Source organism: Streptomyces sp. NPDC031418 (assembly GCF_055581605.1).
This window is the reverse complement of the sequence record NZ_JBVIJC010000027.1, coordinates 1-13,121: the sequence shown is the minus strand read 5'-3', so window position 1 is coordinate 13,121 and position 13,121 is coordinate 1. Positions and strand designations below refer to the sequence as shown.

Annotated in this window: 14 protein-coding genes; 5 read left to right on the top strand and 9 right to left on the bottom strand. The window is 71.5% G+C overall.

Annotated elements, in window-relative coordinates; all coding sequences use genetic code 11:
• Positions 1 to 137: 137 nt before the first annotated feature.
• The 3 genes from ACZ5CZ_RS32160 to ACZ5CZ_RS32150 are packed head-to-tail and all read right to left on the bottom strand — an operon-like array spanning position 138 to position 2,033.
• Positions 138 to 899: a DUF3710 domain-containing protein gene (locus ACZ5CZ_RS32160; RefSeq protein WP_385840464.1), complete on the bottom strand. Its 762-nt coding sequence runs from the start codon at positions 897 to 899 to the stop codon at positions 138 to 140.
• Position 900: 1 nt separating this feature from the next.
• Complete coding sequence (dut, locus tag ACZ5CZ_RS32155) at positions 901 to 1,452, bottom strand: dUTP diphosphatase (protein ID WP_385840463.1); 552 nt, start codon at positions 1,450 to 1,452, stop codon at positions 901 to 903.
• Entirely contained in the window at positions 1,449 to 2,033 is a 585-nt protein-coding gene (locus ACZ5CZ_RS32150) for a PaaI family thioesterase (RefSeq protein ID WP_468947863.1), read from the bottom strand. Before ACZ5CZ_RS32150 ends, dut begins: the two co-directional genes overlap by 4 nt.
• A gap of 58 nt (positions 2,034 to 2,091) precedes the next feature.
• Between ACZ5CZ_RS32150 and ACZ5CZ_RS32145 the strand changes: the two genes are divergently transcribed.
• Positions 2,092 to 2,556, top strand: coding sequence for a DUF3093 domain-containing protein (locus tag ACZ5CZ_RS32145; protein ID WP_385840461.1), 465 nt, complete (start codon positions 2,092 to 2,094; stop codon positions 2,554 to 2,556).
• A 35-nt stretch (positions 2,557 to 2,591) separates the two neighbouring features.
• Here ACZ5CZ_RS32145 and ACZ5CZ_RS32140 read toward each other — a convergent pair whose 3' ends face one another.
• From ACZ5CZ_RS32140 to ACZ5CZ_RS32125, 4 genes are all read right to left on the bottom strand, one after another.
• The gene (locus ACZ5CZ_RS32140; protein ID WP_468947861.1) at positions 2,592 to 3,506 is read right to left on the bottom strand and encodes a hypothetical protein; all 915 of its coding nucleotides are present in this window, start codon (positions 3,504 to 3,506) and stop codon (positions 2,592 to 2,594) included.
• A gap of 13 nt (positions 3,507 to 3,519) precedes the next feature.
• Positions 3,520 to 3,816 (bottom strand): DUF4193 domain-containing protein, encoded by a 297-nt coding sequence (locus ACZ5CZ_RS32135; RefSeq protein WP_003997302.1) that lies wholly within the window; start codon positions 3,814 to 3,816, stop codon positions 3,520 to 3,522.
• Positions 3,817 to 4,209: 393 nt separating this feature from the next.
• Positions 4,210 to 5,457 carry a sensor histidine kinase gene (locus ACZ5CZ_RS32130; RefSeq protein ID WP_385840459.1) on the bottom strand — a complete coding sequence of 416 codons (1,248 nt, stop codon included), beginning with the start codon at positions 5,455 to 5,457 and terminating at the stop codon, positions 4,210 to 4,212.
• Between the two features lie 6 nt (positions 5,458 to 5,463).
• On the bottom strand, positions 5,464 to 6,117 hold the full coding sequence (locus ACZ5CZ_RS32125; protein WP_003993508.1) for a response regulator transcription factor: 654 nt from the start codon (positions 6,115 to 6,117) through the stop codon (positions 5,464 to 5,466).
• Positions 6,118 to 6,527: 410 nt separating this feature from the next.
• Between ACZ5CZ_RS32125 and ACZ5CZ_RS32120 the strand changes: the two genes are divergently transcribed.
• Complete coding sequence (locus ACZ5CZ_RS32120; protein WP_173456694.1) at positions 6,528 to 6,701, top strand: hypothetical protein; 174 nt, start codon at positions 6,528 to 6,530, stop codon at positions 6,699 to 6,701.
• A gap of 122 nt (positions 6,702 to 6,823) precedes the next feature.
• Here the strand turns inward: ACZ5CZ_RS32120 and ACZ5CZ_RS32115 are convergent, their stop codons facing one another.
• Positions 6,824 to 7,639, bottom strand: coding sequence for an inositol monophosphatase family protein (locus ACZ5CZ_RS32115; RefSeq protein WP_385840458.1), 816 nt, complete (start codon positions 7,637 to 7,639; stop codon positions 6,824 to 6,826).
• An 8-nt stretch (positions 7,640 to 7,647) separates the two neighbouring features.
• On the bottom strand, positions 7,648 to 8,775 hold the full coding sequence (locus ACZ5CZ_RS32110) for a ferrochelatase (RefSeq protein ID WP_468947860.1): 1,128 nt from the start codon (positions 8,773 to 8,775) through the stop codon (positions 7,648 to 7,650).
• A gap of 172 nt (positions 8,776 to 8,947) precedes the next feature.
• Here ACZ5CZ_RS32110 and ACZ5CZ_RS32105 point away from each other — a divergent pair, with 172 nt between their 5' ends.
• From ACZ5CZ_RS32105 to sepH, 3 genes are all read left to right on the top strand, one after another.
• The gene (locus ACZ5CZ_RS32105) at positions 8,948 to 10,186 is read left to right on the top strand and encodes an MFS transporter (protein ID WP_468947858.1); all 1,239 of its coding nucleotides are present in this window, start codon (positions 8,948 to 8,950) and stop codon (positions 10,184 to 10,186) included.
• Complete coding sequence (locus ACZ5CZ_RS32100) at positions 10,146 to 11,465, top strand: D-arabinono-1,4-lactone oxidase (RefSeq protein ID WP_468947856.1); 1,320 nt, start codon at positions 10,146 to 10,148, stop codon at positions 11,463 to 11,465. The genes ACZ5CZ_RS32105 and ACZ5CZ_RS32100 overlap by 41 nt, the downstream gene beginning before the upstream one ends.
• 447 nt (positions 11,466 to 11,912) lie before the next feature.
• Positions 11,913 to 12,953, top strand: coding sequence for a septation protein SepH (gene sepH, locus ACZ5CZ_RS32095; protein WP_468947855.1), 1,041 nt, complete (start codon positions 11,913 to 11,915; stop codon positions 12,951 to 12,953).
• Positions 12,954 to 13,121: the final 168 nt, after the last annotated feature.

The window sequence follows — 13,121 nt, the reverse complement described above, 5'->3', positions numbered from 1 at the left end:
CGATGCGGACACAAGGGACGAGCGCCTGCCCAAGGGCACACTTTGACGCAACCCTGACGGCCGCGGGCCCCGCGGCTGGGGGCCGTGTCGCACGAACGGGCCGCACCCGAAGAGGGCACGGCCCGTGAACCCGTCCGCTAACGGACTTCCGTGATCTCGGGGCCCCGCTGCAACTGCCCCATGCCGCCCGAGAAGCGCGAGGACTCCTCCTGCTGGACCCCCTCGGGGACCATCTGCGCGTCGTTCGGCAGCTTGAGGACGATCGGGTCGCGAGGCGCCATCGGCCCCTCGCCGCGGACCACGACGGTGTCCCGGAAGATCTGCTCCAGCAGCCCGGCGGCCTGCGGCTGCACGGCTCCCTGCCCGGAGATCACACCGCGCAGGAACCACCGCGGACCGTCCACGCCGACGAACCGCACGACCTGGAAGCCACCCGTGCCGTCCGGCAGCTGCACCGGCACCTGTGCCCGCAGCTCCCAGCCCAGCGGGCCCTCGACCTCGTCGACGATGCCACCCTGCTGGGTGATGCCGGACGCGATCTCCTCGCGGACCTCGCCCCAGATGCCCTCCCGCTTGGGCGCGGCGAAGGCCTGGAGCTGGATCGCGCTGTCCCTCAGGACGACGGTCGCGGCGACGATCGCGTCACCGGCGACCTCGACCCGCAGCTCCATGCCGTCGACGCCGGGTACGAACAGACCGCCGAGGTCCACGCGGCCCTCGGCCGGGTCGCGCACCTCCTCGCTGTCCCAGGGGCCGTCGGGCCGGGGCCCGGGTTCCAGCCGGACGCGCTCGCGCTCGGCCTCCTCTTCGTCCGCCTCGGTGTCGACGTTGTCGACGACCTGCTCGGCCTCGCCGGCCGCGTCCTCGGCGGCACCCTTCTTCTTGCGACGTCCGAACACGTCACTGTCCTTCCCGGTCGGATACGACCGAAGCGTATCGATTCCCACCCGTCGGGCCGCCCATGGCGGCCTGACCGTTTGTGCCGCTCTCGCCGCCCACCGCGGCGTGGCCGCCGGTGGACCCGAAGCCCCCCTCGGCCCGCGCCGAGCCGGGAAGCTCCGCGACCTCCTGGAAGCGGACCCTCTCGACCTGCTGGACGACCAGTTGGGCAATCCGGTCGAAGCGCTCGAACCGCACGGACTCGCGCGGGTCGAGATTCACCACGATCACCTTGATCTCCCCACGGTACCCGGCATCAACCGTCCCCGGGGCATTCACGAGGGCGACACCGCAGCGGGCTGCCAGGCCGGAACGGGGGTGCACGAAGGCCGCGTACCCCTCGGGGAGCGCGATCGACACACCGGTGGGCAGCACGGCCCGCTCGCCGGGCGCCAGCTCGCACGCCTCGGTGGTGCGCAGATCCGCTCCGGCGTCCCCCGGGTGCTCATAGGCCGGAAGCGGTACGTCCGGATCGACGCGCCGGATCAGCACGTCCAGGGGGTCACGGCTCACGGGTTCACCTCGAAGGCTCGGGCGCGCCGGATCTGGTCCGGGTCGCTCATGGCGGCCTGGATCTCCTCCGTGCGGCCGTGGTCGATGAAGTGGTCGACCTTGACCTCGATGAAGAGGGCGTCGGCGCGGACGGCGACCGGTCCGTCGGGGCCGCCGAGCCGGCCGGTCGCGGTGGAGTAGATCTTCCGCCCGGCGACGGCGGTGATCTCGGCCTCCAGGTGGAGCGTGGTGCCGACGGGCACGGGCCGGACGAAGTCCGTCTCCAGCCGTCCCGTCACGGCGATGGTGCGCAGCAGCCAGTTCAGCGAGCCGAGGGTCTCGTCGAGGGCGGTGGCCAGCACCCCGCCGTGCGCGAGGCCGGGGGCGCCCTGGTGGGCGGGCTGGACGGTGAACTCGGCGGTCAGCGAGACACCCTCGCCGGCCCGCGCCTCGAGGTGCAGGCCGTGCGACTGCCCGGGGCCGCATCCGAAACAGTGTTCGTAGTGGGCACCGAGGAGTTCGCCGGGCGCGGGCGCGTCGGGGTGCCGCACCGGTGTCACGGCGTCGGCGGGAGGCTGAAGGCTTGCGGAACTACCACTCACAGCCGCAGACCTTACCCGCGCATCGGCCCGGTCCGGATGCCGTGCCAAGCTTGGCTTCATGCAGCTCTCCGCCACCCCTTACGAAGAACGCCTCACCGCCCCCCGCTCGTGGTGGCTGATCAGCTTTCTCGTGGGTGTCTCGTTCGCCCTGATCCTGCTCCCCTTCGGCACCCTGCCGATGCTCGGCGGCCTGGTCGGCGGTACGGCCGTGGCGGCGGTGGTCGCCAGCTCGTACGGCTCGATGCGGATCCGGGTGGTGGGTGACGCGCTGATCGCGGGCGAGGCGAAGATCCCGGTGTCGGCGCTGGGCGAGTCCCACGTCATGGACGCGGAGGAGGCCCGGGCCTGGCGCACGTACAAGGCCGACACCCGCGCCTTCCTGCTGCTGCGCGCCTACATCCCGACGGCCCTGCGCGTGGAGGTCACGGACCCGCAGGACCCGACGCCGTACCTGTACCTGTCGACGCGTGAGCCGGAGCGGCTGGCGGCGGCGATCGAGAGCGCGAAGAAGGCGCAGGTCTAGCGCCCGTCCAGCGCCCGCCGGAGCCTCGGGAGCCTTCAGAGCTCGCCGGGCAGGTCGCGCAGCTCGAGCGGGTTCTCGGGCTTCTCCAGCGCCGGCAGCTCCCCCAGCCGGTCCCACGGCACCTGGTGTCTGCGCAGGTCGGCGCGGATGCGCGCGGCGAGTCTTCGGGTGTCCCGGCGGTTCATGACCGCGCCGACCGCGGCTCCCACCAGGAACGGCGCCAGGTTGGGCAGATCGCGCAGGGCACGCTTCATGATCTGCTGGCGCAGTTCGCGTTTCATCCGGCCGCCGAGGGCGGCGTCGTAGGTCGAGGGCTTCAGCACCTCGATGCCGCGCTCCCCCGACCAGGAGGACAGATACGCGGCGCTGCGGGCCTTGAGGTTTCCGGGCGGACGCAGGCCGTAGACCTCGTGCAGTTCGGCGATGAGCTTCAGCTCGATCGCCGCGACCCCGGTGATCTCGGCGGCCAGCTCGGTCGGCATGGCCGGCGGTACCGGCAGCATCGCCGCCGCTCCGATGCCCGCGCCGATCGTGGAGGTCCCGGCCGCCGCGCCCGCCACCAGCTTGTCGGCCAGCTCTTCGGGCCCGAGGCCCGGGAACTGCCGGCGCAGGGTCGCGAGGTCGCGTACGGGCACACGCGGGGCGATGTCGATGATCCGGTCGGCGACATGAGCGACCCCCACGAGGGCGCGCCTGCGGCCCCTGAGGGCCCCTTCCCGGGCCATCGTCAGGGCTTTGCCACGCAGGACCGCCACCCGTCGCTGGGCGGCGGGCGCGGTCTGCTGTTCCGGCTCCGGCGGCTGGTCCCGGTCGGCCGCCGGTCCGAGCGAGGCTCCCGTACCGAATGAGCCCCGCTCGTCGTCACGCGTACCGTGCGGGCCGTGCACCCGCCGTTGGTCCGCTCCCCGCCGGGGGAAGCGGCGCTTCCGATGAGGGGTCGAGCCAGTCATGGCCGACCCGTCCTCAGTCGCAGTCGCGGCAGATCGGCTGGCCGTTCTTCTCGCGGGCGAGCTGGCTGCGGTGGTGTACCAGGAAGCAGCTCATGCAGGTGAACTCGTCCTGCTGCTTCGGCAGCACACGGACTGCCAGTTCCTCGTTCGAAAGATCGGCGCCGGGCAGCTCGAGGCCTTCGGCGGCCTCGAACTCGTCGACGTCCACCGACGAGGTGGACTTGTCGTTCCTCCGGGCCTTCAGCTCTTCAAGGCTGTCCGAGTCGACGTCGTCGTCGGTCTTGCGTGGAGTGTCGTAATCGGTTGCCATATCGCTCTCCCCCTCTGGGTGTCTGCGGTGTCTCCAGCGCACGTAACGCGTGAGAGGCCGGACTTGTGCCCGACCTGAGGCGGAGATTTTGCCTCACATCAAGGGCTGTTACTCAATCGACACCCAACCCGACCCCTCAAGAGTGATCGGCTTGGATGGCGCTGTGGACCGTACACGGTTCGAATGCCGCACCTCAAAGGCGCCTCACCGTGTACTTCCCGTGATCAAGAGCCCTGAAAACCAGGACTTTCCCGGCTTTCCGGCTTGTGTCATGATCACGGACAGTACATGGCTGGAAATCCGCCTATGTGATCGATCACACAAAGTGAAGCCCATTCGGCCCCCGGAAAATTCCGCGTGAAGCGAACATCCTTCGCGTGTGTCGGTCGTAGATCACAACGGCAGGGTGACGCGCATCACCAGACCGCCGCCCTCCCGTGGCTGCGCCACGATGTGGCCGCCGTGCGCGCGGGCCACCGAGCGGACGATGGACAGGCCGAGGCCGACGCCCTTGTCGCTGCCCGTGCGCTCCGTACGCAGCCGTCTGAAGGGCTCGAAGAGGTTGTCGATCTCGTACGCCGGCACCACCGGGCCGGTGTTCGACACCGTCAGCACCGCCTGCCCGTGCCGCACCTCGGTGCTCACCTCGACCCATCCGTCCTCCGGCACGTTGTACCGCACGGCGTTCTGCACCAGGTTCAGGGCGATCCGCTCCAGCAGGACGCCGTTGCCCTGGACCACGGCGGCCTTGCGCTCGCCGCGCACGCTGACGCCCTTGGCCTCGGCCTCGGCGTGCACCTGGTCGATGGCCTGCGAGGCGACCTCGGCCAGGTCGACCGGCCCCCGCTCGACGATCTGGTTGTCGCTGCGGGCGAGCAGCAGCAACCCCTCGACCAGCTGTTCGCTGCGCTCATTGGTGGCCAGCAGCGTCTTGCCGAGCTGCTGGAGCTCCACCGGCGCGTTCGGGTCCGAGAGGTGCACCTCCAGCAGCGTGCGGTTGATCGCCAGCGGGGTGCGCAGCTCGTGCGAGGCGTTGCCGACGAAGCGCTGCTGGGCCGTGAAGGCCCGCTGGAGGCGCTCCAGCATGTCGTCGAAGGTGTCCGCCAGCTCCTTCAGCTCGTCGTCCGGGCCGTCCAGCTCGATCCGGCGGGACAGGTCGGAGCCGGCCACCTGGCGGGCGGTGCGGGTGATCCGGCCGAGCGGGGACAGCACCCGGCCGGCCATCGCGTAGCCGAACGCGAAGGCGATCACCGCGAGGCCCAGCAGGGCCAGCAGCGAGCGGCTGAGCAGGTTGTCCAGGGCGGCCTGGCGCTGCTGGTCCACGCAGTGGGCGATCGCGTCGTTGAAGTCCGACAGCGGGAGGCTGGTGGTGTTGATCGCGGGGCAGCTGTCGCTGGAGACCTTCAGCTCCTGGAAGCTGACGATCTTGAAAAGTGGCTGGTTGCCGGTGCTGATCGCCTGCGCGGCCAGCAGATAGATGATCGACAGCAGCAGGATGCCGGCGATCAGGAACATGCCGCCGTACAGCAGCGTGAGCCGTATGCGGATGGTGGGGCGCAGCCAGGGGAAGGGCGGCTGCGGGCGCCTGGGGTCCCAGGTGGGCTTCGGTGGCGCCTGCGGCGGCGCGGGTGTCGTGGCCACGGCGGATCAGATCCGGTAGCCGGAGCCGGGCACGGTGACGATGACGGGCGGCTCGCCCAGCTTGCGGCGCAGGGTCATGACCGTCACGCGCACCACGTTGGTGAACGGGTCGGTGTTCTCGTCCCAGGCCTTCTCCAGCAGCTGCTCGGCCGACACCACGGCGCCCTCGCTGCGCATCAGCACCTCCAGGACCGCGAACTCCTTGGGCGCCAGCTGGACCTCCTTGCCGTCGCGGAAGACCTCGCGGCGGTTGGGGTCGAGCTTGATGCCGGCGCGCTCCAGGACCGGCGGCAGGGGCACGCTGGTCCGGCGGCCGAGGGCGCGCACGCGCGCGATCAGCTCGCTGAACGCGAACGGCTTGGGCAGGTAGTCGTCGGCGCCGATCTCCAGGCCCTCGACGCGGTCGCTGACGTCTCCGGAGGCGGTGAGCATGAGCACGCGCGTGGGCATGCCCAGTTCGACGATCTTGCGGCAGACGTCGTCGCCGTGCACCAGCGGGAGGTCGCGGTCGAGGACGACCACGTCGTAGTCGTTGACGCCGATGCGCTCCAGGGCGGCCGCACCGTCGTACACGACGTCGACGGCCATGGCCTCCCGGCGCAGTCCGGTGGCCACCGCATCGGCGAGCAGCTGCTCGTCCTCGACGACGAGTACGCGCACGTCGCTTTCCTTCCTGATGTCCACCCGCGTAGCACGCCGTGGGCGGGTGCGGGCAGGGGTGTTCGTGGGATGTGACCTCCATCCTGCCCTTTTCGGCCGTAAGTCGGCTGTAAGGCGGTGGGTGGACCGCAGGATCGGCGTTCCGGGGCGGGAATCCCGGACTTTCTCCGCCGGTTGAGGTTTCCGGGGAGTGAAGCGGGGGGAGGACGGCTTTACACCCCGCGATCACGCTCTGCATGTGCCGTAACACCATGCGGTACCTTGATCCGCTTCGCAGCGTGGGCGCGGGTGTCCGGCACCGTCGCCGCCCAGCAGGGCAGCGCTGGGCACCCTCGTCAGACGTGATCGCCGCTTCCCATACGGCACACCCCCGTGCCACCGACCCACGACCCAGGACGAGGGGGCGCAGCATGGACGCTTTCACCGCAGGACTTCTGCAGCGCATAAAGGCGACCGAGTCCGACCTGTCGCGGGCTCGTGACGAGGGCGACGACTTCCTCGCCGAGGTGGAGCAGGCCGAGCTCGACGACCTGCGCCGCCTCGCCGCCGAACACGGTGTGGAGGTCGGCGCGTCACGCGTCTGATCGGCCCGGCAGCGCATGAGGGGCCCCCGGCGAATCCAGCGCCGGGGGCCCTTCGCATGCTCGGACGCGCTCAGCCGGGCCCTTCGCATGCCCGGCCGGGCCCGGTCGGGCCCTTGGCGTACTCAGTCGTGCCAGGCGCCGAAGTCCTCCAGCAGCCGCTGGAGGGGCTCGAAGACACCCGGCGACCCGGCGACGGTCAGCTCGCGCGAAAGCCGCTCTCCGGGCCGTCCACCGGTCTGCGCGCCCGCCTCCCGCGCGATCAGGTCCCCCGCGGCGTAGTCCCACGCGTTGAGGCCCCGCTCGTAGTACGCGTCCAGCCGGCCGCAGGCCACGTCGCACAGGTCGATCGCCGCCGAGCCGCCGCGCCGGATGTCCCGCACCAGCGGGATCAGCCGGGCGGCCACCTCGGCCTGGTGGGCGCGGACCTCGGTGACGTAGCCGAAGCCGGTGGAGACCAGCGCCTGGTCCAGCGGGGGCGCGGGACGGCAGGCGAGGGTCCGCTCGCCCTCCCAGGCGCCCGTGGCCCACGCACCGCCGCCGCGCACCGCCTGGTACGTCTCACCGCGCATCGGGGCCGCCACGACCCCGGCGACGGTCTCGCCGTCCACCTCGGCGGCGACGGACACCGCCCAGGTCGGCAGGCCGTAGAGGTAGTTCACGGTGCCGTCGAGCGGGTCGATCACCCAGCGGACGCCGCTCGTGCCCGGGGCGGAGGCGCCCTCCTCGCCGAGGAAGCCGTCGTCGGGGCGGCGGCCGGAGATCAGATCGGTGATCAGCTTCTCCGCCGCGATGTCCATCTCGGTGACGACATCGATCGGGCTGGACTTGGTCCTGGCGACCTCCAGGCCGGCCGGGCGGCCGTCGCGCAGCAGCTCGCCGGCGCGGCGGGCGGCCTCCTGGGCCAGTTCCAGCAGTTCACGGTGCAGGGCGTCGGTCACGGGTCTCCTCACGCGTAGGGGCTGTCGGCACCGGCGGCGGCCGGGCGCGGGGCGCGGGCCGGGCAGCAGCCGACCGGGCACAGGTCGTGGCTCGCGCCCAGCGCGCCCAGGGCGCAGGGGGTGACGTGCTGGCCGCGCTCCACGGCGGCGCGCTCCGCGATCAGTTCGCGGACGGCGGCGGCGAACCGGGGGTCGGCGCCCACGGTGGCCGAGCGGCGCACCGGCAGGCCCAGTTCCTCGGCCTTGGCCGTGGCCTCGGTGTCGAGGTCGTAGAGGACCTCCATGTGGTCGGAGACGAAGCCGATGGGGGCCATGACGACGGCTGGGACGCCCGCAGCGTGCCGCTCCTCGAGGTGGTCGCAGATGTCGGGCTCCAGCCACGGGATGTGCGGGGCGCCGGAGCGGGACTGGTAGACGAGCCGCCAGGGGTGGTCGACGCCGGTGCGCTCGCGGACGGCGTCGGCGATCAGCTGGGCCACCTCCAGGTGCTGCTCGACGTAGGCGCCGCCCTCGCCGTGCGCCTCGACCGGGCCGGAGGTGTCGGCCGCGGAGGTCGGGATGGAGTGGGTGGTGAAGGCGATGTGGGCGCCGTCGCGGACGTCCGCGGGGAGGTCCTCCAGGGAGCGCAGCACACCGTCGATCATGGGCTCGACGAAGCCGGGGTGGTTGAAGTAGTGCCGCAGCTTGTCGATCTTCGGCAGCTCCAGCCCCTCGGCCTCGAGGGCGGCCAGCGCGTCCGCGAGGTTCTCGCGGTACTGCCGGCAGCCCGAGTAGGAGGCGTAGGCGCTGGTGGCGAGCACCAGGATGCGGCGGCGGCCGTCGGCGACCATCTCGCGCAGGGTGTCCGTCAGGTACGGCGCCCAGTTGCGGTTGCCCCAGTAGACGGAAAGGTCCAGGCCGTGCTCGGCGAAGTCCTTGCGCAGGGCGTCCAGCAGGGCGCGGTTCTGGGCGTTGATCGGGCTGACTCCGCCGAACAGGAAGTAGTGCTGCCCGACTTCCTTCAGGCGTTCCTTCGGGATGCCACGCCCGCGCGTGACGTTCTCCAGGAAGGGGACGACGTCGTCCGGGCCTTCGGGGCCGCCGAAGGAGAGCAGGAGCAGGGCGTCGTAGGGCGTGACATCGAGCGCGTCTGGCATGTGTCGATCCTGCCACCCGGTGCCGACAGCCGGGAAACAGCCGGATGAAGAGTCGGACTACAGCGGGTTTATGACGCTTTTTCCCCTCGCTTTCGAGGGTGCACTTAGGTTTACCTAACTCGTAAGCTGTATCCGCCGCATTCGCGCCTTACCGAGCCGCTTCGGAGACCACGTGCCCAGCCCTTACCGCGCCCTGTTCGCCGCCCCCGGCACCAAGGCCTTCTCCGCCGCCGGGTTCCTCGGCCGGATGCCGCTGTCGATGACCGGCATCGGCGTGGTCACGATGGTCTCCCAGCTCACCGGCCGGTACGGCCTCGCGGGCGCGCTGTCGGCCACCATCGCGCTGTCCGCCGCGGCGATCGGCCCGCAGATCTCCCGGCTGGTCGACCGGCACGGTCAGCGCCGGGTGCTGCGCCCGGCGACCCTGGTGGCCCTCGCGGCGGCGGCCGGGCTGCTGCTCGCCGCCCATCTGAGGTGGCCGGACTGGGTGCTGTTCGTCTGCGCGGCGGGGATCGGCTCGGTGCCGAGCCTGGGCGCGATGATCCGGGCCCGCTGGGCGGCGCTGTACCGGGGCACGCCCCAACTGCACACCGCGTACTCGCTGGAGTCGGTCGTCGACGAGGTCTGCTTCATCTTCGGCCCGATCATCTCCATCGGGCTGTCCACGGCCTGGTTCCCGGAGGCCGGCCCGCTGCTGGCCGCCTGCTTCCTGGCCGTCGGCGTCTTCTGGCTGACCGCCCAGCGCGCCACCGAGCCCGAGCCGCACCCGCGCGAGCACCACGGCGGCGGTACGGCCCTGCGCTCGGCCGGGCTCCAGGTGCTGGTGGCCACCTTCGTGGCGACCGGCGCGATCTTCGGGTCCGTGGACGTCGTCACCGTCGCCTTCGCCGACGACCGCGGCCACAAGGGCGCCGCGAGCGTGGTGCTCGCGCTGTACGCGGCCGGCTCCTGTGCGGCCGGGGTGGTCTTCGGGCTGCTGCGGTTCGCCGGGGCACCGGAACGCCGCTGGCTGCTGGGCGTGGCGGCGATGGCCGTGAGTATGATCCCCCTCCTACTGGTCGGAAACCTGCCGCTTCTGGCCGTGGCGCTGTTCGTTGCGGGGCTGTCCATCGCGCCGACGATGATCACGACGATGTCCCTCATCGAAGAGCACGTACCTCGTGCCCGGCTCACCGAGGGCATGACCTGGGTGAGCACCGGTCTCGCGGTCGGTGTCGCGCTCGGCTCCTCCGTGGCCGGCTCGGTCATCGACGCCGCCGGGGCACGCGCGGGGTACGGGGTTCCGGTGGTCTCCGGGGCCGCCGCGGTCGCGGTCGGTTTCCTCGGGTACCGCCGGCTGCGCAGGCCGGCCTCGGGGCGGGGAGGCACCGTTGAGCAGCACAGCGAACGGGAAGATCGGCACCTGGCGTAACTGGGGCGGCAATGTCACCGCCCGCCCCGCCCGGCAGGTCGCTCCGGCCTCCGTGGCGGACCTGGCGGCGGCCGTGCGCCGGGCCCGGGAGGACGGCCTGAAGGTGAAGGCCGTGGGGACCGGCCATTCCTTCACCTCGATCGCGGCCACGGACGGAGTGTTGATCCGCCCTCAACTGTTGACCGGAATACGCACCATCGACCGTGCGTCCATGACGGTCACGGTCGAGGCGGGTACTCCGCTCAAGAGACTCAATGCGGCCCTGGCGCGCGAGGGGCTGTCGCTCACCAACATGGGCGACATCATGGAGCAGACCGTCGCCGGGGCGACCAGCACCGGCACGCACGGCACGGGCCGCGAGTCCGGCTCCATCGCCGCCCAGATCAAAGGGCTGGAACTCGTCACCGCGGACGGCTCGGTGCTCACCTGCTCCGAGAAGGAGAACCCCGAGGTCTTCGCCGCCGCCCGAACAGGCCTCGGCGCGCTCGGCATCGTCACGGCGATCACCTTCGCCGTGGAGCCGATCTTCCTGCTCACCGCGCGCGAGGAACCGATGCCCTTCGACCGGGTGCTCGCCGAGTTCGATCAACTCTGGGCCGAGAACGAGCACTTCGAGTTCTACTGGTTCCCGCACACCGCCAACACCAACACCAAGCGCAACAACCGCAGCGCGGGCCCCGAACAGCCCGTGGGCCGGCTGGCCGGCTGGTTCGAGGACGAGTTCCTCTCCAACGGCGTCTTCCAGGTGGCCCAGTGGGTCGGCCACGCCGCCCCCGCCACGGTCCCGGCCATCGCGCAGATCTCCAGCAGGGCGCTGTCCGCGCGGACGTACACGGACATCCCGTACAAGGTCTTCACCTCACCGCGCCGGGTGCGCTTCGTGGAGATGGAGTACGCCGTCCCGCGCGCGGCCCTGGCTGACGCGCTGCGCGAATTGAAGGCCATGGTCGACCGCTCGGGGCTGCGGGTCAGCTTCCCGGTCGAGGTGCGCACCGCGCCGGCCGACGACATCACCCTGTCCACCGCCTCCGGCCGGGACAGCGCCTACATCGCCGTCCACATGTTCCGGGGCACGCCGTACCAGGCGTACTTCACCGCCGCGGAGCGCATCTTCACCGCGTACGAGGGGCGTCCGCACTGGGGCAAGCTGCACACCCGGGACGCGGAGTACTTCGCCCGGGTGTATCCGCGTTTCGAGGAGTTCACGGCGTTGCGGGACCGCCTCGACCCGGACCGGCTGTTCCAGAACGACTATCTGCGGAGGGTGCTGGGCCGGTAGACGGTGCCCTCGGTGAACTCCCCGGGAGCGGACGGAACTTGCCTGCCATTCGTTCCGTTTCCGGGGATTGCGTGAAGTTCGCCACGTTCATGATCCGCAAAACCGCTTGCGCCGGGCCGAGTTGCAACCCTTGCCAGAAGTTGGGCGGCGCGCCAATCCACGCACGTGGTCCGAATGGAGTACTGTTGCGAGCCCTGGGTCCGGTCTCCCACCAGGGTGTCCGCGGCCTCGCAAGGACCGCCGGGAGGGGGCTAGTTGCACACGGTGACGGAGTTGGTCACTGAGCGTTGCGAACAGGTAACCGTGCCATAACGGCGACTCAGGGCCCGCGCCCGACACGCCGGGCAACTCGGCAAGGTTGTGGCAGGCTGCACCCGGGCAGGCCACACTCGACTAGCGGAAGCAGCGACGCACGTGACGTCGGCAGGCACCACCCGGGAGGTCCCCATGCCCGAACTGCGTGTCGTGGCCGTCTCGAATGACGGCACACGACTGGTGCTGAAGGCTGCCGACTCTACGGAATACACGCTTCCGATCGACGAACGGCTCCGCGCCGCCGTGCGCGGCGACCGGCCCCGCCTCGGCCAGATCGAGATCGAGGTCGAGAGCCATCTCCGGCCCCGTGACATCCAGGCGCGGATACGCGCGGGTGCCACCGCCGAGGAGGTCGCCCAGCTGGCCGGCATCCCCGTCGACCGGGTACGGCGCTTCGAGGGACCCGTGCTGGCCGAGCGCGCCTTCATGGCCGAGCGCGCCCGCAAGACCCCGGTCCGCCGCCCCGGCGAGAACTCCGGGCCGCCGCTCGGCGAGACCGTGCAGGAGCGGCTGCTGCTGCGCGGCGCCGAGAAGGACACCGTGCAGTGGGACTCCTGGCGCCGCGACGACGGCACCTGGGAGGTGCTCCTCGTCTACCGGGTCGCGGGCGAACCGCACTCGGCGAGCTGGACGTACGACCCGCCCCGGCGGCTCGTCCAGGCCGTGGACGACGAGGCGCGCTCGCTGATCGGCGAGTCCGACGACCTCGCCGTGCCGGAGCCCAGCTTCCCGTTCGTCCCGCGCATCGCCCGGCTGCCGCGCGAGCGGTCGATGGACCGGGCGCTCGACCGGAGCGACCGGGAGCGGCCCGCGCTGTCCGCGCAGCCGTCCGAGCCCGACGAGGAGAGCACGGGCGAACGCGACTCGCTGACCAGCCTGCTGGAGGCCGTGCCCAGCTTCCGGGGCGACCTGGTGGTGCCGGAACGCCCCGCGGAGGACCCCGAGGAGCCCACCGACGAACCGGTGGAGGAGGAGCCCCCGGCGCCCGCCGCCTCGGCCGGCTCGGCCTACGCGGACGTCCTCATGCCCCGCTCGGTCGGCAGCCACCGGGACCGGCTCATCGGGGCCACCGACCGCCAGGCCGAGGCCGACGGCGTCCGCCCCGGGCGCCGCGCCGCCGTCCCGAGCTGGGACGAGATCGTCTTCGGCACCCGCCGCAAGAAACAGGAGTAGCCGGTCGTACGGACGCGCGAAGAGCCGTACGGACGAACGCGGAAGCGGGGGGACACGGGGGTGCCCCCCCTTCTCCCCTTTCCCCCCCCGGTTCTCTCCCCCCCCCCCCCGCCAGGGCGGGGCCCAAGAACAACCAGAACAAGAAACAAAAGACAAAGACACCAGGAC

Coding starts and splice junctions, on each gene's coding strand:
- ACZ5CZ_RS32120 (WP_173456694.1), top strand. CDS start 6,528: ATGGACGCTTTCACCGCAGGACTTCTGCAGCGCATAAAGGCGACCGAG.
- ACZ5CZ_RS32145 (WP_385840461.1), top strand. CDS start 2,092: ATGCAGCTCTCCGCCACCCCTTACGAAGAACGCCTCACCGCCCCCCGC.
- sepH (WP_468947855.1), top strand. CDS start 11,913: ATGCCCGAACTGCGTGTCGTGGCCGTCTCGAATGACGGCACACGACTG.
- ACZ5CZ_RS32140 (WP_468947861.1), bottom strand. CDS start 3,506: ATGACTGGCTCGACCCCTCATCGGAAGCGCCGCTTCCCCCGGCGGGGA.
- ACZ5CZ_RS32135 (WP_003997302.1), bottom strand. CDS start 3,816: ATGGCAACCGATTACGACACTCCACGCAAGACCGACGACGACGTCGAC.
- ACZ5CZ_RS32110 (WP_468947860.1), bottom strand. CDS start 8,775: ATGCCAGACGCGCTCGATGTCACGCCCTACGACGCCCTGCTCCTGCTC.